Origin of the sequence: Microbacterium sp. NPDC090003, assembly GCF_044748385.1 — a bacterium.
Lineage (GTDB): Bacteria > Actinomycetota > Actinomycetes > Actinomycetales > Microbacteriaceae > Microbacterium.
In genome coordinates this window covers 292,871-317,993 of record NZ_JBIVFW010000001.1, presented here as the reverse complement: position 1 = coordinate 317,993, position 25,123 = coordinate 292,871, and the positions used below count along the sequence as shown (strand labels likewise).

The window sequence follows — 25,123 nt, the reverse complement described above, 5'->3', positions numbered from 1 at the left end:
GGTCAGAGCCCGCGGTCGCGGGTGCTCGCGAACGGCATCGTGTGTGTGCCGCGCGCCGAGCCGCGCCGCTTGAGATGCTCGATGAACGCCAGCACCTGCGCCACCGCGGTGTAGAGATCCTCGGGGATCTCGCGGCCGATGTCGCAGGCCGCATGGAGGGCGCGGGCGAGCGCGATGTCCCGCACCAGCGGGACCCCCGATTCCTCGGCGCGCTCGCGGATCTTCTGCGCCACGATGCCGGCTCCCTTCGCGACGACGCGCGGGGCGGACTTTCCGGGCTCGTAGCGCAGCGCGACGGCGACGTGGGTGGGGTTGACGAGCACGACATCGCTGTCGCCGACCGCCGCGATCATGCGGTTGCGGCTGAGGGCGATCTGGCGGGATCGTCGCTGCGAACGCACGAGCGGGTCGCCCTCGCTCTTCTTGTGCTCGTCCTTCGCCTCCTTCTTCGTCATGTGCGTGTGCTTGCGGTTGCGACGCAGCACGACGGCCACGTCGACGGCGGCGAGCAGGATGCCGACGACGACGGCGACCTGCAGAAGCGCCATCACTCCCCCGGCCGCCTGCTCGAGGAGCCACGTGATGTTGTGGCTGCCGCTGGCCATGAGCACGGGGACGAGACCGGACACCACGATCCAGAGCGCGAGACCGATGGCCGTCGTCTTCAGCAACGCCTTCACGCCCTCCCAGAGCGCCTGCCGTCCGACGACCCGCTTCAGCCCGGTGACGAGGTTGAACTGCTCGGTGCGCATCGTCACACCGCGCAGGTGGATACCGCCCTGCGCGACGGCGGTCGCGGTCGTCGCGAGGAGCACGACGACCAGCATCGGCAGCAGGATGCCGCCCATCGACGTCAACGCCGACCCCAGCACCTCGACCGCGGTGTCGGCGGTCGGATGATCCGCCACCGACGCCACCCGCAGGAAGAGCTCGGTGAGCACCTGGGTCGCCGAGGCGATCGCCGGGAGCGACATGATCGCGGCCGCCGCGATGCAGACCCAGGCAGTGAAGTCCTGGCTGCGACCGATCTGGCCCTTCTTCCGCGCCTCCTTCAGGCGACGATCGGTCGCCTTCTCGGTGCGTTCTCCGGTGTCGGTCTCGCTCATCGGGTCACCTCCAGGAGCAGCCGGGCGGCGTCGTCGGCGATCGCCGCGACCACGCCGGGGAGCGCCGCGTAGACGAAGCCCACGAGCAGGAGGGTGAGGCCGATCTTGATCGGGAAGCCCATCGCGAAGGCGTTGAGGGCCGGGGCGACGCGGGTCACGAGGCCCAATCCGACGTCGGCGAGGAAGAGCACGATCAGCAGGGGGCCCGCGATCTGCACCGCGCTGAGCATCATCTGCCCCGCCGCTCCCACGAGTGCCTCGGCCGGACGGGCGAGATCGATCATGCCCGTGACGGGTACCGCGTCGAAGGAGCGGAAGAGGCCGCCGAGCACGAGCTGGTAGCCGTCGGAAGCGAACAGCAGCACGATCGCGGTCATCTGGAACAGGCGGGTGAACTGGGCGCCGTTGACCGCCATGCCGGGGTCGAAGGCCTGCGCGAGCTGGAAGCCGCCGAACGTGTCGACGAGGTAACCGGAGCTCTGGATCGCGCTGAAGAGAACCATCACGAGGAATCCGAGAAGCGCGCCCGTGAGGGCCTGCCCGACCAGCGCGAGCAGGAAGCCCCCGGTGTCGAGACGCTCGTAGCCCGCGGTCACGACCGGCGACACCGCCAGCGCGAGCCCGACGCCGAGCATGGCACGGATGCGCATCGGCACCGTGCCGTGGCTGAACGGCGGCGCGATCACGAGGAAAGCCGTGATCCGCACGCAGGCCAGAGCCGTGGCCTCGAGCCAGGTGAAATCGATCGGGATGTGCATCAGCCGCCGTTCAGCAACGACGGTATGCGTGCGAACAGTTCGTTCGAGAACGCGATCATCTCGGAGATCATCCAGTGTCCGCTCACCAGGAGCGCGATGCCGACCGCCACGAGCTTGGGCACGAAGGAGATCGTCATCTCCTGCACCTGGGTGATGGACTGCAGCAGCGAGATCGCGAAGCCGACCACGAGTGCCGTGATCAGGAGCGGGGCGCACAGTTTCGCCGCGAGGATGAGCGCCGCCTGGCCGATGTCGATGACCGCTTCGGGATTCATCCCCCACCTCCGGCGTAGGACTGCACGAGAGCGGTGATGACCATCCCCCACCCGTCGATGAGCAGGAACAGCAGGATCTTGAACGGCAGCGAGATCATCACCGGCGGGAGCATCATCATGCCCATCGACATCAGGGCGCTCGCGACGACGAGGTCGATGACGAGGAACGGCACGAAGATGATGAAGCCGATGAGGAACGCAGCGCGCAGTTCGCTGAGCATGAAGGAGGGCACGAGCGTCTGCAGAGGGATGCTGGAGGGGTCGCTGGGGTTGTCCATCTGCGCGGCGCGGTGCATCAGCGCGATGTCTTCTTCGCGCGTGTACGCGAGCATCCACTGCCGCAGGGGTTCCTGGGCGAGCTCGAAGGCCCGGCCGAAGTCGATCTGCCCATCGGTGAACGGGGCGACGGCGACCGTGTTGATGTCGGTGAGCACCGGCCACATGATGAACAGGGTCAGGAAGAGGCTCAAGCCGGCGAGCACCTGGTTCGGCGGGATCGACGGCAGCGACAGGGCGTTGCGGGTCAGGGCGAGCACCACGAAGATCTTCGTGAAACTCGACATCATCAGCAGCAGAGCGGGTGCCACGCTGAGCACGGTGATGCCGAGCAGCGTCACGATGCTGTCGGACGGCGTGCCGTTGATGCCGTTGATCGTCACGCCCTCGCCGTCTCCCGACTGCGCGGGGACGACGGATGCCGCGGCGTGGGCGCCCGCGGCACCCCAGAGCACGAACACCGCGACGAGCACGAGCACGACGGCGGAGAGGATCCCGATCCGACAGCGGGCTCGCCGCGCGTGCGCCATCGGCGCGGCGGCGAGGGCTGATGCGGGCACGGCGGCACTCCGAAGATGGGTGTCGTGGCCGATCCGTAGCCAGGGGGACGAGCTATCCGTGCTCAGACGCGACTATCGCGACAGGGGCGCTCCCCCGTAACCGTGCGGACGGGCGAGGACGCCGATCAGGCGACGGAGGTGAGCGGCGGGCGCTCCGCGTCGTCGTCGCGCTCGTCGTCGATCGCCTCGTCGACGATCGCCTCGTCGATCTCCGCCGGAGCCTCCTGCGTGTCGACGACGCTGACGCCGCCCTCGGTGACGCCGAGGACGTAGCGGATGCCACCGAACTCCGCGACGACGAGCTGCGCCTTGGCACCGATCCCGGTGCGGGCGACGACGGTGATCTTCTCGGGGCGCGGCCGAGCGGACTTCGACGCCGAGGATCGCGGCGGACGGAGCACCGACAGCCGCCCGAGTTTCTTCGGCAGGAGCCCGTCCAGCGGGCTCCCCCCCTTCGCACCGGCCTTCTGCAGACGACGGCTGAGGAACAGCAGCAATCCCAGCACCGCGGCGAGGGCCACGATCATCCGCAGCGCGACGAGGACGTCGTCCATACTCAGACGCCCTCGGCGCCGTCGAGGATGCGTTCGACGCGGATCGCGAAGTCGCCGTCGGCCACGACCACGGTGCCATGACCGATCAGACGCCCATTGAGCTTGATGTCGGCGGGAGACCCTGCCGCACGGTCGAGCTCGACGACGTTGCCCGGCTCGAGCGCGAGGACGTCGCGCACCGGCATCCGCGTGCGACCGATCTCGACCACGAGCTCCATCTCGACGCCGGCGATGCGGTTGATGCGCTGCGGCGCTGAGGTGCCCGAACCGGCACGATCGCCGTCGATGCGCACCGACGCGCGCGCCGCGATGGCCCCGGTGGAATCGACGAGATCGAACACCTGCGTGCCCGGGGCCGCGAAGACCTCGGCCGCCGCGACGGTCTCGCCGGAGCCGAGAGCCCCGGGCCCGAGCACGATCGACGCCGCCTCGAAGATCGGGTGCAGCCGGTCGGCGAGATCGGCCTTCTTCGACCCGTCCTCGAGCTGCGCGGGATCGATGACCTGGATGGCGAGCCGCGCTCCCGGCGTGCCGGTGAAGGTCACCGCGATCGCGTCTCCCACCGCACCGGGATCGGTCGACGGCGTCGGGATGACGGGGAAGCCGAACGGCAGCTTGCCTGCGATCGCCGCGGCGATGGCGGTCTCGTGGAAGGTGCTCATCAGTGGTTCTCCTCATGGGTGGTCGTGATCGTGCAGGCGAGGCGCGATCCGCGGCTGCCCGGTGTCGCGCGTGCGATGGGCGTGTCGCCCGCCATCAGTTCGTAGGGCATCGTCTCGGGGTGGGGCAGGCGCAGCAGATCGCCGGGTGCGAGGTCGAGCACCTCCCCCGCACCGATCGTGATCGGAGCGAGACGCAGCGTGATCTCGAGCGGAGTGCTGTGCACCTGGTCGCGCGTATGGCCCGCGCCGCGCGTCGCCGCGGCATCCACCCCCGCCTCGGCGAGGTGGTCGACGACCGCGGAGGCCGGCAGCATGATCGAGGCGACCGTGCGGGTGTCACCCAAGCGCATCGTGTATCTGGCGACGATCACCGCGGCCGACGCTGAGATGACCTGCAGGTACTGCGGGTTGTAGTGCACGCCGCCGAAGACGGGCTCGCCGGGGAGCAGTGGGCCGAGGCTCGCCGACAGGTGCTCGAAGGTGCCCTCCATGAGGTTGCGCACCAGGGCGAGCTCGATCGGCGTGAAGGTGCGCGCATCGGGCAGGGAGGTGCTGCGCCCTCCCATCATCTGCACCACCCAGAGCAGCGCGCCGTCGAGCCCGAACTGCACGACGCACGGTTCGTCGCGATCGGCGAAGGCGCCGGCGACCATCGCCGTGGTGCTCGGCAGCGTCTGCGCATACTCCTCGTACGACACGAGTTCGACATTGTCGAGGGTGAGGTGCGTGCGTACGCGGATCTTCGCGGTCAGCTGCGACGACCACAGACGGGCGAACGACTCGAACGACGCCTCCAGCCGGCGGATGCTGTCGCGCCCGAGCTGCGCGGGGCGACCGAAGTCGTACGCCGGGTAGTTCTCGGCGGGGTCGTCCGGCACAACGTGCGCGGTCATGGCGGTCTCCTCGGAGATGATGGACACGTCTCAGCCCTTCCCGGCCGCGTCGGCGAGTGCGGGAAGCAGCGCCCGCACCTGGTCTTCCTCGGTGGACTCGACGACGATGTCGACCCGTCGGTTGCTCGCGAGCGCCTCCGGGCTGTCGCCCTCGACGAGCGGACGCGTGTCGGAGAACGCGGTCGCCTTCACCCGCGCACCGCCGACGAGTTCGTGCTCGACCAGGAAGCGCGCCACCTGCGTGGCGCGACCCCCCGACAGCTCCCAGTTCGTCGGGTAGGGCGCGGCCGAGAGACGCCGGTCGGCATGCCCCTCGACGCTCACCTGATTGCCGACCGTCGTCAGCACGTCGCCGATCGCGTCGAGCACGGCGTCGGCCTTGGCCGAGAGATCCGTGCTGTTGTCGCCGAAGAACGTCTCCGCGCCGACCAGACCGACCTTGAGTCCGCGGTCGTCGATCACGAACTCGACCGTGTCCTGCAGCCCCTGGGCGGCGAGCGAGGCGCGCATGCGCTCCCGCAGTTCTTCGAGCGACTCGTACTCCGCGGCCGCGCGCTGCGTGAGGTCCGGTTCGCCCTCCTCGTCGAGCATCTCCGGCGGGATCACCAGCCCCTCGGAGATGTCGGCACCGCCGGTGGTCGTCTCCTCCTGCCCGAAGCCGGTCGCGAGGCTGTTCGCCAGCAGCTCGAACTTGGTCTTGTCGACGTTCGACACGGCGAACAGCACGATGAACAGGCACATCAGCACGGTGACCATGTCGGCGTACGACACGGCCCAGCGCTCGTCCGGCTCGTCGTGCGATTCGTCCTCGTGGCCGCGCCCGCCCGCGCGGCGGGCCGTGCTCACAGGACCTCCTCCGAGCCCTGCGCCTCCGCGCCCTTCGTCTCCTTCGACGACCGTCGCTTCGGCTTGACGGTCGACAGCGCCTCGAGACGCTCCTGCAGCAGATGCGGCGCGCTGCCGGCCTGGATGGCGAGCATCCCCTCGCTGACGATCATCATGCGCTCGAGCTCGACCGCCCCGATGCGGTTCAGGCGCCCGGCGATCGGGTTCCAGATGAAGTTGGCCGAGAGGAGCCCCCACAGCGTCGCGACGAACGCCGCAGCGATCATCGGACCCAGGTGATCGGGTTCGTCGAGCTTCTCGAGCACGTGGGTCAGCGACACCACCGTGCCGACGATGCCGATCGTGGGCGCGTAGCCGCCGAGCGAGGAGAAGAACTTCGCGGCGATCCGCGTCCGCGATGAGGCCGCCGTGATCTCGTCGTCCATCATGAGACGCAGATCGTCGGCATCCGTCCCGTCGGCGAGTGCCTGGAGTGCCTGCCGCGTGAACGGGTCGGGAGCCGAGTCGAGCTCCTGTTCGAGGGCCAGCAGACCGTCACCACGGGCCTTCTCGGCGTAGCCGACGAGGAACGGGATCACCGCCTCGGGCGTCGAGCGGGGCCCGCGCACCATCCGACCCAGGCTCGACACGGCCAGGCGCGTGTCGCGCAGCGTGTGGCTGGCGATGCCTACGCCGATCGTCGAGCCCAGCACGAGGATCATCGGTGCCGGGATGAGCAGCGCCTCGAAACTCGCGCCCTCCATGGTGATCATCGCGACGAGAGCGCCGAACGCGAGGACGACGCCGATGAGGAATGCGGGATCCATCGTCAGTCCCCCGAGGTCCGGCCGAGCGCCTGTGCGGCGTCGAGTACGCGGGCACGGTACGAGACGATCAGTTCGACGACCGTATCGAGGCTCTCCTCGACCACGTACACCCCGCCGTCGATCATGTGCAGCGTGGTATCGGGCGAGGAATACACCCGCTCGATGAGATCGGGGTTCACCGCGAACCGTGTGCGGTCGAGGCGGGTGACGATGATCATCGGGGAGTCTCCGGGCGAGGGCGTCGGGTGAGAGGCGGTTCAGCCCCGACTATCGCGACGCGGCCCGCCCCGGGTAACCAGGGCGGGCCGCGCGCGATACGGGATCAGCGCTTGAGCTGGGTGAGTTCCTGCAGCACCTCGTCGCTCGTGGTGATGATGCGGGCGTTCGCCTGGAAGCCGCGCTGCGCGACGATCAGGTTCGTGAACTCCTGCGACAGGTCGACGTTGCTCATCTCGAGCGCGCCGGAGACGAGGCTGCCGAATCCGGCCTGGCCCGCCTCGCCGATCTGCGCGGGGCCCGAGTTGACCGACAGGCGGTACGACGACCCGCCGGCCTTCTCGAGCCCTTCGGGGTTGGCGAAGGTCGCCATCGCGATCTTGCCGAGGGTCTGGGTCGCGCCGTTGCTGAACGTGCCGACGATGGATCCGTCGCCCGTGATGCTGTACGACTTGAGCGTTCCGGCCGCTGCTCCGTTCTGATCGGTGACGGCGACCGTCGACAGGCTCGCGTACCCGGTGACCGCGGTGAGATCCACGGTCACGGCGCCGGCCGTGAGGGTGAGCCCCGGGCCCGTCTGCTTGCCGTCCGTGAAAGCGAGGGCGCCCGTCGCACCGCTCACGGGCTCCGAGACGTCCCAGCCCGTGGCGGTTCGCGTGAAAGTGAGGCTCAGCGTGGTCGGCGTGCCCTGGGCGTCGAAGACCGTGACGTCGCGCACGACCTCGTCCCCGGCGGCGGCGGTGGAGGGCAGGTTGCCGGTGACCGTCGCTCCGGTCGTCGCCCGAGCCGGCGAGACGGCGTCGAGGGGCAGCACGATGTTGCCGACGGCCTGACCGGTATTGACGACGCCGTCCTGCGCCGACCAGCCCTGCACGATCGCCCCGTCGGCGGTGACCATCTTGCCCGTCGGGTCGAAGGAGAATCCTCCCGCGCGGGTGTACAGCGTCTCGCCGCCCGCGCGCACGGCGAAGAAGCCGTCACCCGAGATCATGAGGTCGCCGCCGCGTCCGGTGGCCTGCGCGGAACCCTGGGCGAAGTTCGTGCGCACACCCGCGACCTGCACACCGAGCCCGACCTGCGCGGGGTTGCGCCCGCCGACCTGATCGTCGGGGATGCCGGCGTTGCCGATGAGCTGCGAGAGGGAGTCCTGGAAGACCACGGACGATCCCTTGAAGCCCGCGGTGTTGACGTTGGCGATGTTGTTTCCGGTCACGTCGAGCATGGTCTGGTGCGAGCGGAGTCCGGAGATGCCGGAGTAGAGCGAGCGGAGCATGGTGTTCTCTCTTCCTGTGTGTCAGGTGGTCGGTGCGGTCGGGGTGGCGACGCCCGTGATGGCGTCGAGCGCGATGGTCTTGTCGCCGATGGTCACCTGCGGCACGGGGCCGTCGAACGAGACCTTCGTGACGACGCCGGTGATGGCCTTGCCGTCGGCGTCCTCGTAGCTCGCCTCCTGCCCGATGAGGGCGGCCGCGGCCTGGCGCATGTCGAGCGCGAACGCCTCGGCGCCGTTGTCGGCGAGGGCCGTGAGCTGCTCCATCATGGCGAGTTGCGTGGTCTGCGAGATCATCTCGTTGGTGTCCATCGGACTCGAGGGGTCCTGGTGGGTGAGCTGGGTGACGAGCAGCTTGAGGAAGACCTCGCCGTCGAGCACCTGCTTTCGGGCGGCGGGATCGGTGGTGCTTCCGGTGTGGATCGCGGTGGGTGCGCTCACGGCGTCGACGGTCACGGGGTTGTCCTCTCAGGCGAAGGTGTCGAGACCCGCGCCGGCGACGGCGAGGGCGGGAGTCGGGAGGGAACGTCGATCGGACGCGTCGACACGGAGCACCTGGGCGACCTCGGGGCCGGATGCGCGCCGGTCGCCCGTCTGTCCTCCGGCGCCGGGGTCGGCTCCGGGCTGCGCGAACCGGTCGGAGCCCCCGGCATTCGTCGACGATGCGGATGACGAGGTGAGCGAGAGGTTCGCGTGCGGGAGGACGGCGGCGAGGTCGCGACGCAGATCGGAGACGATCGCGCGCAGGGCTTCGCGCCCGGCGTCGGTCGCTCCGACGAGCTCGACGCGCACCTCCCCGTTCTGGCCGATGTGCGCGCGCACGGTCACGGGGCCGAGTGTGTCGGGGCTCACCGTCATCGTGAGTTGGTGGCTGCCGGCCGGGCGCTGGGCGATGCTGACGACGAGAGGAGAGACCTGGGTAGCGACGGATCGGGCGGATGCCGGGGGCTCCGGCTGCGAGAGGATCGGAGCACCGGGTGCCGGTGCACTCGCCGCGGGAGCGACGGCCGGGGCGGACGGCGTCCCCGCCGGCGGGCCTGCGGGCTGATCCGATCGGTCGGCGAGCGCACCGGCCGACGATGCGGAGGATGCTGCGGTGATCGTGGTGCCCCCCGACGTCGGTGGCGCAGGCGCGGCGACGGGAGGAACGGATGCTTCGCCCCGCATCGCTCCGGGCACGGGCGTGAGGCCGGTCGGTGCGAGCGGGGTCGACGGGGAGGCATTCACCGACGCAGCGTCGGACGCCGGACCGATCGATGACACGGAACCTGCGGGGACCGGGGCTGCGGATGAACGAGCGGGAGCGGCGGCGGGGACGAGCGGGGCATCGGCATCCGCTCGCCCGGTCGCCGACGGCGACGGCGCGACGCGCACGGAACCGGTACCGTCATCCGCTGTCGGGTCGGAGCAGGAGGCGGATGCACTCTCCGTTCCCCCGGGCGCGAATCCATCGGCGGCGGATGTCGAGACGATCGACGCATCGGCGGGAACCGCGGTCGGCGCCGGCGTCGGCGCGGACGCGACGGACAGCGCGCCGTTCATCGTGACGGCGTCGACGGGGACCGCGCTCACCGATGTCTCGCCGGGTGCGGTCTGCGTCTCATCCGTGCCGGGCTCTCCGGGGCTCGGAGCGGCCGCGAGCTCCGTCGTCGCGGTCGGCGCGGGGAGCACCGATCCGTCCACGCTGATCGGGGCATCGAGCATCCGTTGTGCGACTTCCAGCACGGCCCCGAACGACGTCGATTCGGCGGGCGTCCCGCGCCCGGTCGGGGCCGCACCGCCGGCGACGAGCGCGGCGAACGGATCGGACGGCACCGTGCCCGGGGCGATCCCCGCCCTCATACCGTGCGCTCCTCGCGCAGGCTGCGCACGACGGCGATCTCGTCGAGAGCGGTCTGCTCGGCGTGCTGCGCGATCCGCGCGCTCTCGACCCGGTGGGCGTCCTCGAGGCGCTCGAGGCCGCGCAGCTCCCGGCGGGCCTCGACATGGGCCGCCTTCGCCTCCGCCTCCTCGGCACGGCGCATCTCGGTGAGCGCCTGCACGTCGCTCAGGGCGCTGCGGCCGGCGGCGCGAGCCGCGGCCATCGCGAGCAGAGTCGGGGCGTCATCGACCTGCGCGCTGATCTCGGCGAGGCTCACGACCGCACCCTGTTCGGCGGTCTCGGCCTGCAGGCGGGCGGATGAAGTACGGGACAGCTGCTCCGCGGCTACGCGCTCCTGGGCGTCGCGCACGCGCAGGAGGCCGGCGAGGGGGAACGTCATGGCGTCAGTCCTCCGAACTCGGTGGTGAGGGCGGTGAGGCGCCGCCAGGAATCCTCGGCTGTGGTCAGATCGTCCATGCGCTGCGTGAGGAACCCGGCGATGGCCTCCTCGTTCGCGAGGGCGGCATCGACCAGCGGGTTCGCCCCTGGCCGGTACGCACCGATGTCGATGAGGTCGTTCGCGCTGCGACGCGCCGCGAGCACGCTGCGCAGCGCCACCGCGTGCGCTCGCTGCTCGACCGTGGTGATCTTCGAGACGACGCGTGAGATCGATCCCAGCACGTCGACGGCCGGGAAGTGGCCGCGCACCGCGAGCGCACGGTCGAGCACGACATGCCCGTCGAGGATGCCGCGGGCCGCATCGGCGATCGGCTCGTTGTGGTCGTCTCCGTCGACGAGCACGGTGTACAGACCGGTGACCGATCCGACCGGCCCCGTGCCGGCCCGCTCCAGCAGGCGAGCGAGAACGGAGAAGGTCGACGGCGGATATCCGCGGGTCGCCGGTGGCTCGCCCGCGCTCAGCCCGATCTCTCGCTGAGCCATCGCGACACGGGTGAGGGAGTCCATCATGAGCACGACGTCGTTCCCCTCCGCCCGGAACCCCTCGGCGATGCGGGTGGCGACGAACGCCGAGCGCATGCGCACCATCGCGGGCTGGTCGGATGTCGCGACGACGACCACCGAGCGCGCCAGCCCCTCCGGCCCGAGGTCGTCCTCGAGGAACTCCCGCACCTCTCGACCGCGCTCGCCCACCAGAGCGATCACCGTGACGTCGGCCGTCGAGCCGCGGGCGATCATCGACATCAGCGACGACTTGCCCACACCCGACCCCGCGAACAGGCCGAGGCGCTGTCCCGTGCCGACCGGGGTCAACGTGTCGAGCACGCGGACGCCCAGTCCGAGTTGGCGGTCGATCCGCTGACGGTTCAGGATGCTCGGGGCCTCGTGATCGAGCGGCACGAACACGGTGCCGCGTTCGAGCGGCCCCTTCCCGTCGATCGGGCGGCCCAGCCCGTCGAGCACGCGCCCGAGCAGCGAGTGACCGGTCGGCACGCGCAGGCGCTCGCCGGTGTGCAGCACGCGGGCTCGCGCGGTGATCCCGTCCAACGGTCCGAGCGGCATGCATCGCGCCGACCCGCCGTCGACGGCCACGATCTCGGCATCGACCCGACGCCCGTCCGCCACGTCGATCCGCACGCGATCACCGACCGCTGCATCGATGCCCACGATCTCCGCTCCGAGGCCGAGGACGGACTTCACCCTGCCCGACCGCTCGGGGCGGGCAGCCCGCAGCACGCGATCCCACGACGACGTGCGGGCACTCATGCGCGGGCCCCACCGGCGGCGGCGACGAGCGTCTCGGCGTCGTCGTCATCGCCCTCATCTCCGCCGTGCACGGCCGCACCGGCCCGGCGCAGTGCCTCCGCGATGCGCACGTCCACCGCGCCGTCGGCGATCTGCACGATGGCACCGCCCGGCGAAACGGAGGCATCGTCGACCATCTCAACGCCGTGCAACGCGTCGACGGCATCCGCATCTGCGCGCAGGATCTCGCCGTCCTGCGGATGCACGGCGATGCGCGTCCACCTGTCCACGGGCATCTCGGCGAGGGCTCTGCGGAGCGCGTGCGCCGCCGAGCGCGCCGGGTCCGACAGCTCCGCGCCGAGGATCGTGGCCGCGAGCTCCACCGCGAGCTCCTCGATCCGATCCGCGGAGAGAGCACTCGTCGTCGCAACGCGATCCGCCAGGGCCGATCGAGCATCGTCGAACGCGGCGAGGGCGCTCGAATACCGCACCGCGTGCGCGTCGCGCTCCTGCTGGAGCCGCTCGGCCTCGGCGGCGCGCTGCACCCGTGCCTCGTCGAGGGCGATCCGGCGCCCCTCCGCGAATCCCTCGGCGTAGCCGCGCGTGCGCGCCCGAGCCGCCTCGTCGCGCACGTCGGTCGGGGTCTCCCCCACGCGCGGCACGACGAGCGGGGTGAAGGCGGTGTCGGGGAGCGTCATTCGATCAGCTCGTCCTCGTCCTCGCGGGAGATCGTGATCTCCTCCGCCGCCTCGAGCTCGCGGATGATGCGCACGACCTCGGCCCGCGCCTCATCGACCTGACGCACGCGCACCGATCCGAGCACCCGTGCCTCCTCTGCGAGGTTCTCCTTGTTCCGCTCGGTCATGTTGCTCGTGACCTTGAGCGCGATCTGCTCGTCCGCCCCCTTGAGCGCGAGAGCCAGGACCCGCAGATCGATACCGCGCAGGACGCGCTGCGCATCGCGATCCTCGAGACGCGTGAAGTCGGCGAACGTCACCATGCGGCTCCGGATGTCCTCGGCCAGGGCGAGGTCGCGTCCCTCGAGACTCGCCAGCAGCGATTTCTCGAGCGCGGTGTCGGAGCGGCTGATGATCTCGACCAGCGGCTGCACCCCGCCGATGGACTCGTGGTTGTCGCGCATGGCGAAAACGCCGGTACGCGAGCGCAGGGAGTCCGCGACGATCGAGATGGCCTCCTGAGTGGCGGTCCCCATCGTCGCGATCGCCTGAGCGACATCCGTGCGCAACGGATCCTGCAGGGCGGCGAGCACCGCCGCAGCGCGATCGGCCCGGAGGTTCGCCAGCACGACCGCGACCGTCGTGGGGAGCTCTCCCTCGAGGATCGTCGCGAGTTGGGCGGGATCGGCGGCGTTCAGGAAGTCGAACGACACCGCCCCCTGCGACATCACCCTGCCGACCATGCCCACGGCCTTCTCCCGGCCGAAGGCGGTCTCCAAGAGCCCGGTCGCGAGCTCCTGTCCTCCGCGGGAGGGCACCGAACCACCCGTGGCGATGCGCGTGAAGGCGGCGAGAGCACGGGCGGTCGCCGCGACGTCGACGCCGCCCAGCTGCGTGAGCTCCGCGGCGAGCAACTCGGACCTGTCCTCTCCGAGCAGACGGAGCACCTCGGCGCTCGCCTCCCGGTCCATGTTGAGGAGCACGATGGCCGCTTGGCGCAGACCGCTCATCGGGGCGATCGCCTGTCCGGACGCGACGGCGACGGCCTCCGAGATCTGCTCGGTGGGGGCATCCGCTGATTCGATCTGCATGCTCATACGGTCGACTCGTCCATCAGGCTCGCCAGCGCTGTGGCGGTGGTCTGGGGTTCGCGGCGGGCGATGTCGTCGATCTCGCGTCGACGACGCTCGACGAGGATGTGCTCCCGCTCGGGCTCCTCCTCGACGTCGAGCAGGGTCGGCGAGACCTGCGGCAGCAACGGTGCGGTGAGCGCCTCGCGGTCCTGCAGGCCCTTGAGCGACTTGAGCTTCTGCTCCTCGGTCTCGGTGAGGGTCGCGAGATACTCGATCGGACCCTCGTCGGTGTAGGCGATGCGACGCTTCATGCGCAGCCGGATCGACAGGAAGACGACGAGGATGATCACGGCGAGCAGGATCGACCCGCCGATGATCGCGGACCGCACGAGCTCCTGCTGGAACTGCGCGGCCTGCTCCGCCTCGGCTGCTGCCAGCGCGGTCTGCGCAGCGTTCGCGCCGGCGCCGGCGAACTCCACGAACTCGACGGCGATCGTGTCGCCGCGCTCGAGGTCGATGCCGGCCGCCGAGGCGACGAGGGTCTCGATCTGCGCCGCCGTGACGCCGCTCACGGTGCCGCGGTTGAGCGCGATGCTCACGGTCTGCCGGGTCACCTCTCCGGCGGGAGTGATCGTCTTCTCGGTCGATTTGTTGACCGCGTTGTTCCGCGAGGTCTCCTCGAACTCGTACGCTCCGTCGCCGTCCGCACCGTTCGGAACTGCGATGTTGTCGGGGCCGAGCACGCCCGTGCCCCCGCCCTGACCGCCGGTGTAGGTCTCGGTCTTCGTCTGCTCCGATGCGCTCAGGTCGCCCTCAGGGGCGGAATAGGTCTCGTCCATGCGCTCGGAGGTCGAGTTCGCCACATCCGCCGACACCGTCACTGTCGCATTCCCCGGTCCGACGATCGTCTCCAGCATCCGATTCACCGACGCTGCCACTCGGGCCTCGTGCTCGGTCGCCTGTTTCGACGAGTTCCCGGCCACACCCGAGCCGACGGCCGAGAGCACCGTGCCGTTCTGGTCGGTGACCGCGACGTCCTCCGGCGTCATGCCCGGAACGGACGCGCTCGTGAGATGGATGATCGCCTCGATCTTCTCGTCGCTGAGCGTCGACCCGTTGCGGGTCTTCACGAACACCGATGCGGTGGGCGTCTGCTGCTCCGAGACGAACACGCTCTCCTCGGGGATCGCCAGCTGCACCGACGCCGTGCTGATGCCGTCCATCGCGCCGATCGTGCTCGCGAGCTCACCCTCGATCGCGCGCTTGTAGGTCACCGACTGCTGGAACTCGCTCGCGGTGACGCCCATCTTGTCGAGCAGGGTGTAGCCCTCGCTCGTGTCACCGGGGAGCCCGGCGGATGCTGCCGCCAGCCGCTGCGCGTAGACCTGATCGTCGGGCACGAGGATCGTGGCGCCGCCCTCGGCGAGCTCGTAGCCGACGCCCGCCGACTTGAGCTGGTCGACGACCGCCGAGGCGTCGCCGGCGCTGAGTCCGGTGAAGAGCGGGCTCATCTGCGGCTTGGTGAGCCAGGCGCCGAGTGCGACGGCCCCCATCACCAGCAGAGCGACGCCGATAATCGCGATCGTGCGCTGAGCGACGCTGAAGCCCGAGACGATCAGCTTCACGCGTTCGAAGGAGTTCGTGATCACCTTCGGCATGATCAGGCCTGCATCCGCATGATCTCGTTGAACGCCGAGACGCTGCGGTCACGGATCGCGACCACGAGGTCGAGGGTCACGCCGGCGCGGGCGGAGGCGATCATGGCCTGGTGGATGTCCTGCAGGTCACCGGTGACGGCCTGCACGGCGAGCTCGTTCGAGGTCGACTGCAACTGCTGCAGGTTCTCGATCGCGCCGGACATCGACGTCGCGAAGGCGCCCGCCGAGGCAGAGGATCCCGTGCCGTCGGCACCGGATTCGAAGCTGAGGGCCGACATCGGACTGACGCCGGTGGCGGAGATCGCGTCGATGGGGGTCGACATCAGTTGCGTCCGATCTGCAGGGCGGCCTCGTAGGTGGTCTTGGCGCGGTCGACGACGGCGGCGTTCGCCTCGTAGCCGCGCTGGGCGAGGATCAGCATGCTCATCTGGTCGCCGAGTTCGACGTTCGGGTACTGGACGTACCCGTCCTCGTTCGCGTACGGATGCTCGGGGTCGTAGACGAGCTTCGCCTCGGCCTCCGATTCGACGACCCCGGCGACGAAGACGCCCGGACTCTCGGTACCCGCCTGCACCGTGACGAACTTCTCTCGGAACGCCTCTTCACCGGCCGGTGTGGCGGTGTTGACGTTCGCAATGTTGTCGCTGAGCGCGTCGAGCCACTTGCGGTGCACGTTCAGTCCGGTGCCGGCGATGCCGATCGCGTCGAAGGTCATGCGGATGCCTGGCCGATCGCCTTGGTGATCGAGGCCGCCTGGCCGCCGATCGCCTGGCTGGCGAACTGGAACCGGAGCACGGTGTCGATGTTCGACAGCGTCTCGGTGTCGAGGTTCACGTTGTTGCCGTTCAGGCGGGTGGGCTCGAGCGAGCGCTCGACGGTCGCGGCGACCGACCCCGATCCGCCGTCGACCGCGCGACGCAGCTCGTCCTCGAACTGCACCCGCTTCGCCTGGTAGCCGGGCGTGTTGACGTTCGCGATGTTCTCGGCGATGGAACGCTGGCGCAGCGCCAGACCGTCGAGCGCGCTGATCAGCGCGGAGGAGGTTACGGATTCGAGCACGGCGGCACCCCGGATGTGTGGTGGAGAAGCCGATCCGTGGCCTGCGTCGAGCGATCCGTGCTCGTGGCCGACTATCGCGACAGTGCGGCGTCGGCGTAACCGCCGCCGCTCATCCTTCGACGTCGAGGTACGCGGGAGCGTCGGGCGACCCCGTCGGCACCCGACGGAGCGCGGCGAGTTCACGCGCGACGTTCGCCCGCGAGGCGGTGAGACCGCGGATCATCATCTGCTGACGCGCCAGCACCGCCTCCGCGCGTTCACGCAGCTCTTCGGGCACGGGTCCGGGAGGCGGCTCGAAGGTCGGGTCGAGCTGGTCGTCGGCGGCGTCGAGCGCACGCTCGAACGTATCGAGCACGGCCAGCCACGACGCGAGGTTGTCGGTCATGCGACTCAGCCCAGCGCGGATGCCGGGGCGGGAGCCGCGGCCGAGGTCACCGCTGCGGCCTGGTGCCACGCTTCGCGAAGCGGCGCGACGAGTTCGCGGCACTCGGCGGTGGCCAGCCGATCGCGGCCGATGTTCGCGGTGATCAGGCGACCGGTGACGTAGGTGTACACCGCGCGCAGGTCGGCCGCGCCGTCCCAGGCGTCGGTGAGCGACCCGCTCAGCTCGGCGACGATCTGCTGGGCGTGGGTGAGGTGGGTGCCCGCGGCCGCCCAGTCCTCGGCATCCTGCGCGGCCCCGGCTCGATCGATGTCGACGAGCAGGCGGTCGTACAGCAGGGTGAGCAGACGCTCGGGCGAGGCCGAGGCGACCTGCTGCTCGAGGTACTGCTGCTTGGCGCGTTCCAGGGATGTCAGGGGCATCGCTTGTCTCTCCTCGGCGATCAGGACTTGGTGGCGGTGAGGGCGGCGAGCTGCCCGGTGAGCCACGACGACTGGGATTCGAGCTTCGACAGCTGCACCTCGAGTTGCGAGTACGTGCGCTCCAGGGTCGCCCGACGCTGTTCGAGACGGACGTCCCACCGCTCGACCTGCGTCTTGAGGGTCTTGACCTCGGATTCCTGCCCGGTGATGCGCTGCGTGAGCAGACCGTCGTACTTGTCGGAGTAGGTGTCGGCCACGCCCTCGAGGCGACCGGCGACGCCCGAGAACAGCTCCTGGGTCTTCTCGGGATCGTCGGCGAGTGCCTGGGCGAACTTCTCGGCGTCGAACGAGAGCACGCCCTTCTCGTTGATCGAGATGCCGATGCTCGAGGGCGAGACCCCGTCGATCGGGTGCTGCACGGCGTTGGCCAGGGCTGTGCGGAGGTTGCGCACGGTGCTGTCGCCGGTGAACACGCCGAGGGTGGTCTTCTCCCCCACCGCGCCGACCGTGGCCTTCGAACCGTTGTCGATGCGGGTGAGGAGACCGGCGATCTCCTTGATGAACGCCTCGGCCGTGGCCGTCTGCGCCTTCGCATCGAGGGCGACGGTGACCGTGACCGGGTCGGCGCTGGGCCTCGTGACCGTGACGGTGACGTCGTCGCCGACGGTGATCGTGTTGCTCGCGCTCGTCAGCACCTGCTCGGCCGAGGTCCCCGCGAAGAGACGGATGCGGGCGTCGGCACCGGCCGTCAGCACGGCGGCTCCCGGCTCCGTGCCGAGGTCGATCGCGGTGCCCGCGTCGAGATCGTCGCCGTTACCGCGGTGCAGCGTGAAGGTGTTCTCGGCACCGGTCTCTGCGGCGTTCAGTTGAATGCGCGAGAGCGGGGCGCCGTCGGCATCCGTCCCGGCGGGCACGACGGTCGCCGTCACCCCCGCCTTCGCGGCGTTGATGGCTTTGGCAAGATCGTGGGGCGATGCACCGGCGGGCGCGATCTCGGTGCGGGTGCCGTCGGCGGCCACCAGCGTGAACGCTCCTCCCCAGGAATCCGCGCCCGCAGCCGCGGTGACGACCGAGTGCGCGGTGGCGACGGCGTCGACGACGATGCTCGTCGAGAATGCGCTCGCCTTCGGCCCCGCGTTCACGGTGACGCTCTCGGACGACGACGTGGCGGTGAAGGCGGCCAGCGAGGTGGCGGACGCCGCGGTCTTGGCCTTCTCGACCAGCGCCTGCAGCGAGGTGTTCAACGACTGCAGGTTCGTGATGATCGAGGTGCGGTCGGTGATCTTGGTGGTGATCAGCTTCTTCGGGATCGCCGACACGTCCATGAGCGCGTCGATGAGCTCGCCGGTCTTCAGTCCGGAGACCAATCCGTCCAGTTTCATCCTCGGATGCCTTCCCTCGGGGCGTGTCGCAGGTCTTAGGGGAAGGCGCCCGGGCGGAGTGTCCCCCGCCCGGGCGCCCGGTGCGCCTCAGGCGCGGCGGCTCAACGGAGCAGCTGGAGAACGCCCTGGCCGGACTGGTTCGCCTGCGCGAGCATCGCGGTGCCCGCCTGCTGCAGGATGTTCGCAGCCGTGTACTTGACCATCTCGGCCGCCATGTCGGTGTCGGCGATGCGGCTCTTGGCCGCCGAGAGGTTCTCGGCCGAGACCTGCAGCGAGTTGATCGTCGACTCGAAGCGGTTCTGCACCGCGCCGAGGTCGGCGCGAGCCGACGAGACGCTCTTGATCGCGGCGTCGACCGTGTCGATCGTCGCCGCGGCGACGGTCGGGTTGGCGAAGCCATCCGCCGTGGTGAGGATGTCGTCGCGCAGGTCGGCCGCGAGCGTGGCGATGTTCGCCGTGCCGAGGTTGACGGTGATCTGGCTCGAGGCGGAACCGTCGGCGCCGACCTGGAAGCTCAGCACACCGTTGCCCGCCGCGCCGGCGGTGCCGTCGAGCAGCTGGATGCCGTTGAAGTTGGCGCTCTCGGCGATGCGGTCGAGTTCGTCGACGAGCTGCGTCACCTCGGTGGTGATCGCCTTGCGCGAGTCCGCGTTGTTCGAGTCGTTACCGGCCTGCACCGCGAGGTCGCGCACACGCTGCAGGATGGAGTGGACCTCGGTGAGCTGGCCTTCTGCGGTCTGGATGACCGAGATGCCGTCCTGAGCGTTGCGGGCTGCGACGTTCAGGCCGTTGACCTGCGAGCGCAGGCCCTCGGAGATGGCGAGGCCGGCGGCGTCATCGGCTGCGCGGTTGATGCGCAGGCCGCTCGAGAGCTTCTCGAGCGACTTCGAGACGTCGTTCTGGTTGCTCGACAGGTTGCGGTACGAGTTGAGCGCGCTGACGTTGGTTGCGATCTGAAGACCCATGAGTATCCTCCGTGGTTATGGGACTGGAAGCGGGTCCATCCGTGGACCTGCACCTCCCACATTCGCGACAGCTCGCGCGTCCCGTAACCGGCGATCTACGGAAAGTCAGATCGCGGGCATGAGGTCTTCCGAGCGGTGCGGGCTCGCGGGCTTCTCCGGCCCGAAGAGCGCGCCGAAGAACTCGGCCTTCGCCGGGCTGGTCCGGTCGCCGGCGCTCCCCTGCTCCCAGGCTTCCATCGCTTCCCGCATGAGGGCGAGGCCGCGCGAACGCAACTTGGAGACGTACGCGTGGCTCACCTCCATCTCGTCGGCGAGGTCCTTGACCATGCGGTCTTCGAGGTAGATCCCCCGGATCACCCGTCGCATCGCAGTGGGCAGCGCATCGAGCACGCGCACGACCATGTCCCGCGTCTCGTTCTGCTCCGCGGCGAATTCGGGCAGCACGATGCTGTCGGTGAGGTCGACCGCCTGCCGACCCGATTCGGGATCGAAGTGCTCCTCGAAGCTCGTGGCCGTGCGCACCATCGCATCCAGGTGGAGCATCTCGCTGACCGCGGCGATGTCGAGACCCGCCTCTTCGGCGACCTCGGCCGGGGTGCCGGCGCGACCGGTGCGGGCGAGCACGGCGTCGCCGGCGGCTCGGATGAGCTCGATCTTGTCGCGCCCGCGCTCCCCGGCGGGATCGGCGCGACGCATCTCCGAGAGCATCGCCCAGGTGATCTGGGTGCGGGCGAAGGCGCCGAAGGGGATGCCGCGTTCGGGCTCGTAGGTCATCGCCGCACGGGCGAGTCCGAGCCGGGCGGCCGACATGAGGTCATCGAGGTCGACGTGCTCGGCCGTTCGGGCCTTCTCCAGCGCGAGGAACGTGGCCAACGCCATGTTGTCGCGCGCGAGCCGCTCGGCCGTGGCCGAGGCGGTTGCGCGCGATCCGGAGACAGCAGAGGAGGCAGAATCCTGCAGCAACGTGGCTCCTTGAGTTATCAACTGATTTACGTGTGAAGCTAGCAGGTTTTGCACGTAGACAAGTAAATAATTGATTTCGTGGGGGTGTCGGCTCGACCTCGCACGCAGGGCGAAGCGCGCACGTTCGACAGATGTCGTAGCGCGGCCGCCGCCCATCCGCTTGAATGACCCCACACGAGCGAAGGCAGGCGAACATGAGTGTGATCTCCCGCGGATTCGGAGCGCGCAGACGAGAGTCCGATGAGCGGCTCCCTCCCGGTCAGTACCTGACCCAGGACTTCCCCGTGCTGTCGGCCGGGCCGACGCCCCGGATCCCGACCGAGTCCTGGGAGTTCGTCGTCGTCGGCCGCGACGGTATTCGGCACACCTGGACGTGGGACGAGCTGCATGCGCTCCCGATCGAGACGATCACCACCGACATCCACTGCGTGACCCGCTGGTCCAAGCTCGGAACGCAGTGGCGCGGCGTCGCGGTCGAACGGTTGCTCGAGCAGATCGACGACGACGCGGCCTTCGCCGAGGTCTTCTCGTACGGCGGCTACACGACCAACGTCTCCCGCGCCGACCTCGCCCCCGGTCGCGCCTGGATCGCCCTGGAGTTCGACGGCGAGCCGCTCGCTCCCGAACACGGGGGCCCGGCTCGACTCCTGATCCCTCACCTCTACTTCTGGAAGTCGGCGAAGTGGGTGCACGGGGTGAACCTGCGCGAGCACGACGCACCGGGTTTCTGGGAGCAGAACGGCTACAACATGCACGGCGACCCGTGGAAAGAGGAGCGGTACTGGTGACGACGGCAACGCTGTGGCGCCCGGCGAGCGTTCTCACGACGCGCAGCGCCGCGAGTCACGGGCGTGTCCTCGGTCTGCGGGTCGACGGCTGGCCCGGCAATCTCGCGGGGCAGCACGTGGATGTGCGTCTCACGGCCGAGGACGGCTACCAGGCCGTGCGGTCCTACTCGCTCGCCTCGTCCGGCCCGGGTGAGGTACTCGAACTCGCGGTCGACGAGGTGCCCGACGGCGAGGTCTCCCCGTACCTGGTCCAGGACGTGCGGCCCGGCGACGAGTTGGAGATCCGCGGCCCGATCGGCGGCTACTTCGTCTGGACCCCCGATCGCCCCGAGCCCGTTCAGCTCATCGCCGGCGGATCGGGCATCGTTCCGCTCATGGCGATAGCTCGTGCGCACGAGCACTCCGGCAGCAGCGCGCCCATGCGGTTGCTCTACGCCGTGCGCTCGGCTCAGGATGCCTTCTTCGTCGACGACATCGACCGCCTCGCCCGCAACGGCCTCGTCGTCGACTGGGCCTACTCGCGCGTCGCTCCGCCCGGCTTCGCACGTCCGGCCGGTCGGGTCGATGCCGCGACCCTCGTCGCATCGACGTTCGCCTCATCGCTCGAACCGTCGGTCTACGTGTGCGGTCCGACCGGCTTCGTCGAGGCCGTCGCCGATCTCCTCGTCCTGGCGGGACACGCCCCCGACCGCATCCGCACCGAGCGCTTCGGAGGAGCCTGATGGAACGCATGCCCGTACCCCCGCCCGTCCGGCGCGTCGACGGCAACGCCGCAGGCGGATATCTGCTCGAACTGTTCGGCCGGGACATGACGGGCGCGCGTGCCACCTGCGGGCACTGCGCGCGAGCGGCCGTCATCGCCGACGCCGTCGCCGAGATCGATGGGGCCGGCGTCATCCTGATCTGCCGCGGATGCCGCCGCACTCTGCTGACGTACCTGCATCGCGAGGGGCGGAAGACGCTCCGCATCGACGGTCTGACGACCATCGAATGGGCGGACGGCGAAGAGGTGGGCCCTGCCGGGATCGAACCGACGACATCCACGGTGTAAACGTGGCGCTCTACCAGCTGAGCTAAAGGCCCTGGTGCGTCCAGTGTATCCGTATGCGGATGCGCACCCGCATGGTGGAAGAGGGCTAGGCTGAGGACGGCGCGCGTTGTGCACAGCCGACAAGGCTGCCCGCGTCGCTTCCCGTTTCCTTGGCATGACCTGCCAGCTTGACGAAAGGCTCCCCGTGACCGTCCACGACCAGGATCCGTACTCTCAGGACTCTCTCGACAGCGACCCGGAAGAGACGGGTGAGTGGCAGCAGTCGCTCGATGAGCTCGTCGATGCCAAGGGCCACGGCCGTGGGCGCGAGATCATGCTCAGCCTGCTGAAGCGCTCGAAGGAACTGCACCTCGGCGTGCCGATGGTTCCGACCACCGACTACATCAACACGATCGCCCCGGAGAACGAACCCGAGTTCCCCGGCGACGAAGAGGTCGAGCGCCGCTACCGCGCGTGGATCCGCTGGAACGCCGCCATCACGGTGCACCGCGCCCAGCGTCCCGGTATCAGCGTCGGCGGTCACATCTCGACCTACGCGTCGTCGGCCGCTCTCTACGAGGTGGGCTTCAACCACTTCTTCAAGGGTGCCGACAACCCCGGCGGCGCTGACCAGATCTTCATCCAGGGCCACGCCTCCCCCGGTACCTACGCCCGCTCCTTCCTCGAAGGCCGACTGAGCGAGGACCAGCTCGACGGCTTCCGCCAGGAGAAGTCGCACGCCCCGCACGGCCTGCCCTCCTACCCGCACCCGCGCCTGATGCCGGAGTACTGGCAGTTCCCGACCGTGTCGATGGGCCTCGGCCCGATCAACGCGATCTACCAGGCGATGTCGAACAAGTACCTCGAGAACCGCGGCATCAAAGACACCTCGCAGTCGCACGTCTGGGCCTTCCTCGGCGACGGCGAGATGGACGAGGTCGAGAGCCGCGGACAGCTCCAGGTCGCGGCGAACGAGGGGCTCGACAACCTGACCTTCATCGTCAACTGCAACCTGCAGCGTCTCGACGGCCCGGTCCGCGGCAACGGAAAGATCGTGCAGGAGCTCGAGTCGTTCTTCCGCGGCGCCGGCTGGAACGTCATCAAGGTCGTCTGGGGCCGCGAGTGGGACGACCTCCTCGCCCGCGACACCGAGGGCGCGCTGCTCAACCTCATGAACGTCACGCCCGACGGCGACTTCCAGACGTTCAAGGCCGAGTCCGGGGGATACATCCGCGAGCACTTCTTCGGACGCGACGAGCGTGCCGCCGCCCTCGTCGAGAACTACTCCGACGACGACATCTGGAACCTCAAGCGCGGTGGCCACGACTACCGCAAGGTCTACGCCGCGTTCAAGGCCGCGACCGAGCACAAGGGCAAGCCCACCGTCATCCTCGCGAAGACCGTCAAGGGCTACGGCCTCGGTCCGCACTTCGAGGGCCGTAACGCGACCCACCAGATGAAGAAGATGACGCTGGACAACCTCAAGACGTTCCGCGACGCCATGCACATCCCGATCACGGATGCGCAGCTCGAGGAGAACCCGTACCTGCCCCCGTACTACAACCCGGGACCCCAGGACGAGACGATCCAGTACATGCTGGAGCGCCGCCAGAACCTCGGCGGCTTCCTGCCCGAACGCCGCTCGACGCACGTCGGTCTCTCGCTGCCGGACGACTCCGCCTACGCGCTCCCCAAGAAGGGCTCCGGCACGCAGGAGATCGCCACGACGATGGCGTTCGTCCGCCTGCTGAAGGACCTGCTGCGCTCGAAGGACTTCGGCCACCGCATCGTGCCGATCATCCCCGACGAGGCACGCACCTTCGGTATGGACGCGTACTTCCCGACGGCGAAGATCTACAACCCGAACGGCCAGCACTACACCTCTGTCGACCGCGAACTCCTCCTCGCCTACAAGGAGAGCCCGCAGGGTCAGATCGTGCACGTCGGCATCAACGAGGCGGGAGCGCTCGCGGCGTTCACCGCTGCCGGCACGTCGTACGCCACGCACGGCGAACCGCTGATCCCGATCTACCTCTTCTACTCGATGTTCGGCTTCCAGCGCACCGGCGACGCCCAGTGGGCGGCGGGCGACCAGATGGCGCGCGGCTTCATCATCGGCGCCACCGCCGGCCGCACGACCCTGACGGGTGAGGGTCTGCAGCACGCCGACGGTCACTCGCACCTGCTCGCGGCGACCAACCCCGCCACGGTCTCGTACGACCCGGCCTACGGCTACGAGATCGCGCACATCATGCGCTCGGGTCTCGAGCGCATGTACGGCGGCGAGCACGAGGACCCGAACGTGATGTACTACATCACCGTCTACAACGAGCCGCTCGTGCAGCCCGCCGAGCCGGAGAACGTGGACGTCGACGGCATCGTGCGCGGCATCCACCGCGTCTCCGTCGGCGAGGGCGAGGGCCACCGCGCCCAGCTGTTCGCCTCGGGCGTCGGACTCCCCTGGGCCCTCGAGGCGCAGGAGCTGCTGAAGAACGACTGGGGCGTGATCGCCGATGTCTGGTCGGTCACCTCCTGGACCGAGCTGCGCCGCGACGGCCTCGCCGCCGACGAGCACAACTTCCTTCACCCGGAGGAGGAGCCCCGCACGGCCTACCTCACCCAGAAGCTGCAGGGCGCCGAGGGCCCGGTCATCGCGGTGAGCGACTTCATGCACGCCGTCCAGGACCAGATCCGCCCGTGGGTCCCGCAGCGATTCGCGACGCTCGGCGCCGATGGCTTCGGTTTCTCCGACACCCGCGCCGCGGCACGTCGCTTCTTCAAGATCGACGGCCCGTCGATCGTGGTGCGCACGCTGCAGTCGCTCGCCGAGGACGGCGTCGTCGACCGCTCGCTGGCCGCGCAGGCCATCGCGAAGTACAGCCTTCACGATGTCAACGCAGGCACCAGCGGCAACGCGGGCGGCGAAAGCTGAGTCAT

At 69.5% G+C, this 25,123-nt stretch carries 30 protein-coding genes and 1 tRNA gene; 4 read left to right on the top strand and 27 right to left on the bottom strand.

Annotation, left to right across the window (positions count from 1 at the left end):
• Window positions 1-2: 2 nt before the first annotated feature.
• The 26 genes from ACIPVN_RS01570 to ACIPVN_RS01445 form a co-directional block, all read right to left on the bottom strand.
• Window positions 3-1,106 carry a flagellar biosynthesis protein FlhB gene (locus ACIPVN_RS01570; RefSeq protein WP_400438539.1) on the bottom strand — a complete coding sequence of 368 codons (1,104 nt, stop codon included), beginning with the start codon at window positions 1,104-1,106 and terminating at the stop codon, window positions 3-5.
• Entirely contained in the window at window positions 1,103-1,864 is a 762-nt protein-coding gene (locus tag ACIPVN_RS01565) for a flagellar biosynthetic protein FliR (protein WP_400438536.1), read from the bottom strand. The genes ACIPVN_RS01570 and ACIPVN_RS01565 overlap by 4 nt, the downstream gene beginning before the upstream one ends.
• Entirely contained in the window at window positions 1,864-2,139 is a 276-nt protein-coding gene (gene fliQ, locus ACIPVN_RS01560) for a flagellar biosynthesis protein FliQ (RefSeq protein ID WP_247622317.1), read from the bottom strand. Before fliQ ends, ACIPVN_RS01565 begins: the two co-directional genes overlap by 1 nt.
• The gene (gene fliP / locus ACIPVN_RS01555) at window positions 2,136-2,945 is read right to left on the bottom strand and encodes a flagellar type III secretion system pore protein FliP (RefSeq protein WP_400443279.1); all 810 of its coding nucleotides are present in this window, start codon (window positions 2,943-2,945) and stop codon (window positions 2,136-2,138) included. The genes fliQ and fliP overlap by 4 nt, the downstream gene beginning before the upstream one ends.
• Before the next feature lie 155 nt (window positions 2,946-3,100).
• Window positions 3,101-3,529 carry a flagellar biosynthetic protein FliO gene (locus ACIPVN_RS01550; protein WP_400438532.1) on the bottom strand — a complete coding sequence of 143 codons (429 nt, stop codon included), beginning with the start codon at window positions 3,527-3,529 and terminating at the stop codon, window positions 3,101-3,103.
• 2 nt (window positions 3,530-3,531) lie between these two features.
• Window positions 3,532-4,191 (bottom strand): FliM/FliN family flagellar motor switch protein, encoded by a 660-nt coding sequence (locus tag ACIPVN_RS01545; RefSeq protein ID WP_400438529.1) that lies wholly within the window; start codon window positions 4,189-4,191, stop codon window positions 3,532-3,534.
• Complete coding sequence (locus ACIPVN_RS01540) at window positions 4,191-5,084, bottom strand: flagellar motor switch protein FliM (protein WP_400438526.1); 894 nt, start codon at window positions 5,082-5,084, stop codon at window positions 4,191-4,193. Before ACIPVN_RS01540 ends, ACIPVN_RS01545 begins: the two co-directional genes overlap by 1 nt.
• Before the next feature lie 30 nt (window positions 5,085-5,114).
• Window positions 5,115-5,930: a flagellar motor protein MotB gene (locus tag ACIPVN_RS01535; RefSeq protein WP_400438523.1), complete on the bottom strand. Its 816-nt coding sequence runs from the start codon at window positions 5,928-5,930 to the stop codon at window positions 5,115-5,117.
• Window positions 5,927-6,736: a motility protein A gene (locus ACIPVN_RS01530; protein ID WP_400438520.1), complete on the bottom strand. Its 810-nt coding sequence runs from the start codon at window positions 6,734-6,736 to the stop codon at window positions 5,927-5,929. The genes ACIPVN_RS01535 and ACIPVN_RS01530 overlap by 4 nt, the downstream gene beginning before the upstream one ends.
• Window positions 6,737-6,738: 2 nt before the next feature.
• The gene (locus tag ACIPVN_RS01525) at window positions 6,739-6,954 is read right to left on the bottom strand and encodes a flagellar FlbD family protein (RefSeq protein WP_400438517.1); all 216 of its coding nucleotides are present in this window, start codon (window positions 6,952-6,954) and stop codon (window positions 6,739-6,741) included.
• 104 nt (window positions 6,955-7,058) lie between these two features.
• On the bottom strand, window positions 7,059-8,225 hold the full coding sequence (locus ACIPVN_RS01520; RefSeq protein WP_400438514.1) for a flagellar hook protein FlgE: 1,167 nt from the start codon (window positions 8,223-8,225) through the stop codon (window positions 7,059-7,061).
• 21 nt (window positions 8,226-8,246) lie between these two features.
• A complete protein-coding gene (locus tag ACIPVN_RS01515) occupies window positions 8,247-8,678 on the bottom strand; it encodes a flagellar hook capping FlgD N-terminal domain-containing protein (RefSeq protein ID WP_400438511.1) in 432 nt (143 codons plus the stop codon).
• Window positions 8,679-8,690: 12 nt separating this feature from the next.
• Entirely contained in the window at window positions 8,691-10,064 is a 1,374-nt protein-coding gene (locus ACIPVN_RS01510; protein ID WP_400438508.1) for a hypothetical protein, read from the bottom strand.
• Window positions 10,061-10,483 carry a hypothetical protein gene (locus tag ACIPVN_RS01505; RefSeq protein WP_400438505.1) on the bottom strand — a complete coding sequence of 141 codons (423 nt, stop codon included), beginning with the start codon at window positions 10,481-10,483 and terminating at the stop codon, window positions 10,061-10,063. The genes ACIPVN_RS01510 and ACIPVN_RS01505 overlap by 4 nt, the downstream gene beginning before the upstream one ends.
• A complete protein-coding gene (locus tag ACIPVN_RS01500) occupies window positions 10,480-11,808 on the bottom strand; it encodes a FliI/YscN family ATPase (protein ID WP_400438502.1) in 1,329 nt (442 codons plus the stop codon). The genes ACIPVN_RS01505 and ACIPVN_RS01500 overlap by 4 nt, the downstream gene beginning before the upstream one ends.
• Window positions 11,805-12,485: a FliH/SctL family protein gene (locus tag ACIPVN_RS01495; protein WP_400438498.1), complete on the bottom strand. Its 681-nt coding sequence runs from the start codon at window positions 12,483-12,485 to the stop codon at window positions 11,805-11,807. Before ACIPVN_RS01495 ends, ACIPVN_RS01500 begins: the two co-directional genes overlap by 4 nt.
• A complete protein-coding gene (locus tag ACIPVN_RS01490; RefSeq protein WP_400438495.1) occupies window positions 12,482-13,561 on the bottom strand; it encodes a flagellar motor switch protein FliG in 1,080 nt (359 codons plus the stop codon). The genes ACIPVN_RS01495 and ACIPVN_RS01490 overlap by 4 nt, the downstream gene beginning before the upstream one ends.
• Window positions 13,558-15,195 carry a flagellar basal-body MS-ring/collar protein FliF gene (gene fliF / locus ACIPVN_RS01485; protein ID WP_400438492.1) on the bottom strand — a complete coding sequence of 546 codons (1,638 nt, stop codon included), beginning with the start codon at window positions 15,193-15,195 and terminating at the stop codon, window positions 13,558-13,560. The genes ACIPVN_RS01490 and fliF overlap by 4 nt, the downstream gene beginning before the upstream one ends.
• A gap of 2 nt (window positions 15,196-15,197) precedes the next feature.
• The gene (fliE, locus tag ACIPVN_RS01480; RefSeq protein WP_372491548.1) at window positions 15,198-15,518 is read right to left on the bottom strand and encodes a flagellar hook-basal body complex protein FliE; all 321 of its coding nucleotides are present in this window, start codon (window positions 15,516-15,518) and stop codon (window positions 15,198-15,200) included.
• On the bottom strand, window positions 15,518-15,910 hold the full coding sequence (locus tag ACIPVN_RS01475) for a flagellar basal body rod protein FlgC (protein ID WP_247622302.1): 393 nt from the start codon (window positions 15,908-15,910) through the stop codon (window positions 15,518-15,520). Before ACIPVN_RS01475 ends, fliE begins: the two co-directional genes overlap by 1 nt.
• Complete coding sequence (locus ACIPVN_RS01470; RefSeq protein ID WP_247622301.1) at window positions 15,907-16,254, bottom strand: flagellar basal body protein; 348 nt, start codon at window positions 16,252-16,254, stop codon at window positions 15,907-15,909. Before ACIPVN_RS01470 ends, ACIPVN_RS01475 begins: the two co-directional genes overlap by 4 nt.
• Window positions 16,255-16,363: 109 nt before the next feature.
• On the bottom strand, window positions 16,364-16,639 hold the full coding sequence (locus ACIPVN_RS01465; RefSeq protein WP_247622300.1) for a hypothetical protein: 276 nt from the start codon (window positions 16,637-16,639) through the stop codon (window positions 16,364-16,366).
• A 5-nt stretch (window positions 16,640-16,644) separates the two neighbouring features.
• Complete coding sequence (gene fliS / locus ACIPVN_RS01460; RefSeq protein WP_400438487.1) at window positions 16,645-17,058, bottom strand: flagellar export chaperone FliS; 414 nt, start codon at window positions 17,056-17,058, stop codon at window positions 16,645-16,647.
• Between the two features lie 20 nt (window positions 17,059-17,078).
• Window positions 17,079-18,440, bottom strand: a complete 1,362-nt coding sequence (fliD, locus tag ACIPVN_RS01455) for a flagellar filament capping protein FliD (RefSeq protein WP_400438484.1) — start codon at window positions 18,438-18,440, stop codon at window positions 17,079-17,081.
• A 101-nt stretch (window positions 18,441-18,541) separates the two neighbouring features.
• Entirely contained in the window at window positions 18,542-19,405 is an 864-nt protein-coding gene (locus tag ACIPVN_RS01450; RefSeq protein WP_247622298.1) for a flagellin, read from the bottom strand.
• Between the two features lie 105 nt (window positions 19,406-19,510).
• The gene (locus ACIPVN_RS01445) at window positions 19,511-20,368 is read right to left on the bottom strand and encodes a sigma-70 family RNA polymerase sigma factor (RefSeq protein ID WP_400438480.1); all 858 of its coding nucleotides are present in this window, start codon (window positions 20,366-20,368) and stop codon (window positions 19,511-19,513) included.
• Between the two features lie 194 nt (window positions 20,369-20,562).
• Here ACIPVN_RS01445 and ACIPVN_RS01440 point away from each other — a divergent pair, with 194 nt between their 5' ends.
• The 3 genes from ACIPVN_RS01440 to ACIPVN_RS01430 are packed head-to-tail and all read left to right on the top strand — an operon-like array spanning window position 20,563 to window position 22,207.
• The gene (locus tag ACIPVN_RS01440; RefSeq protein ID WP_400438477.1) at window positions 20,563-21,156 is read left to right on the top strand and encodes a molybdopterin-dependent oxidoreductase; all 594 of its coding nucleotides are present in this window, start codon (window positions 20,563-20,565) and stop codon (window positions 21,154-21,156) included.
• Window positions 21,153-21,878, top strand: a complete 726-nt coding sequence (locus ACIPVN_RS01435) for an FAD-binding oxidoreductase (RefSeq protein WP_400438474.1) — start codon at window positions 21,153-21,155, stop codon at window positions 21,876-21,878. The genes ACIPVN_RS01440 and ACIPVN_RS01435 overlap by 4 nt, the downstream gene beginning before the upstream one ends.
• On the top strand, window positions 21,878-22,207 hold the full coding sequence (locus ACIPVN_RS01430) for a DUF6510 family protein (protein WP_400443277.1): 330 nt from the start codon (window positions 21,878-21,880) through the stop codon (window positions 22,205-22,207). Before ACIPVN_RS01435 ends, ACIPVN_RS01430 begins: the two co-directional genes overlap by 1 nt.
• Here ACIPVN_RS01430 and ACIPVN_RS01425 read toward each other — a convergent pair.
• A tRNA-Val gene (locus tag ACIPVN_RS01425) sits at window positions 22,167-22,239 on the bottom strand. The two genes, ACIPVN_RS01430 and ACIPVN_RS01425, sit on opposite strands and share 41 nt — an antisense overlap.
• A gap of 152 nt (window positions 22,240-22,391) precedes the next feature.
• Between ACIPVN_RS01425 and aceE the strand changes: the two genes are divergently transcribed.
• A complete protein-coding gene (gene aceE / locus ACIPVN_RS01420; protein WP_400438471.1) occupies window positions 22,392-25,118 on the top strand; it encodes a pyruvate dehydrogenase (acetyl-transferring), homodimeric type in 2,727 nt (908 codons plus the stop codon).
• The last annotated feature ends 5 nt before the right edge of the window (window positions 25,119-25,123 follow it).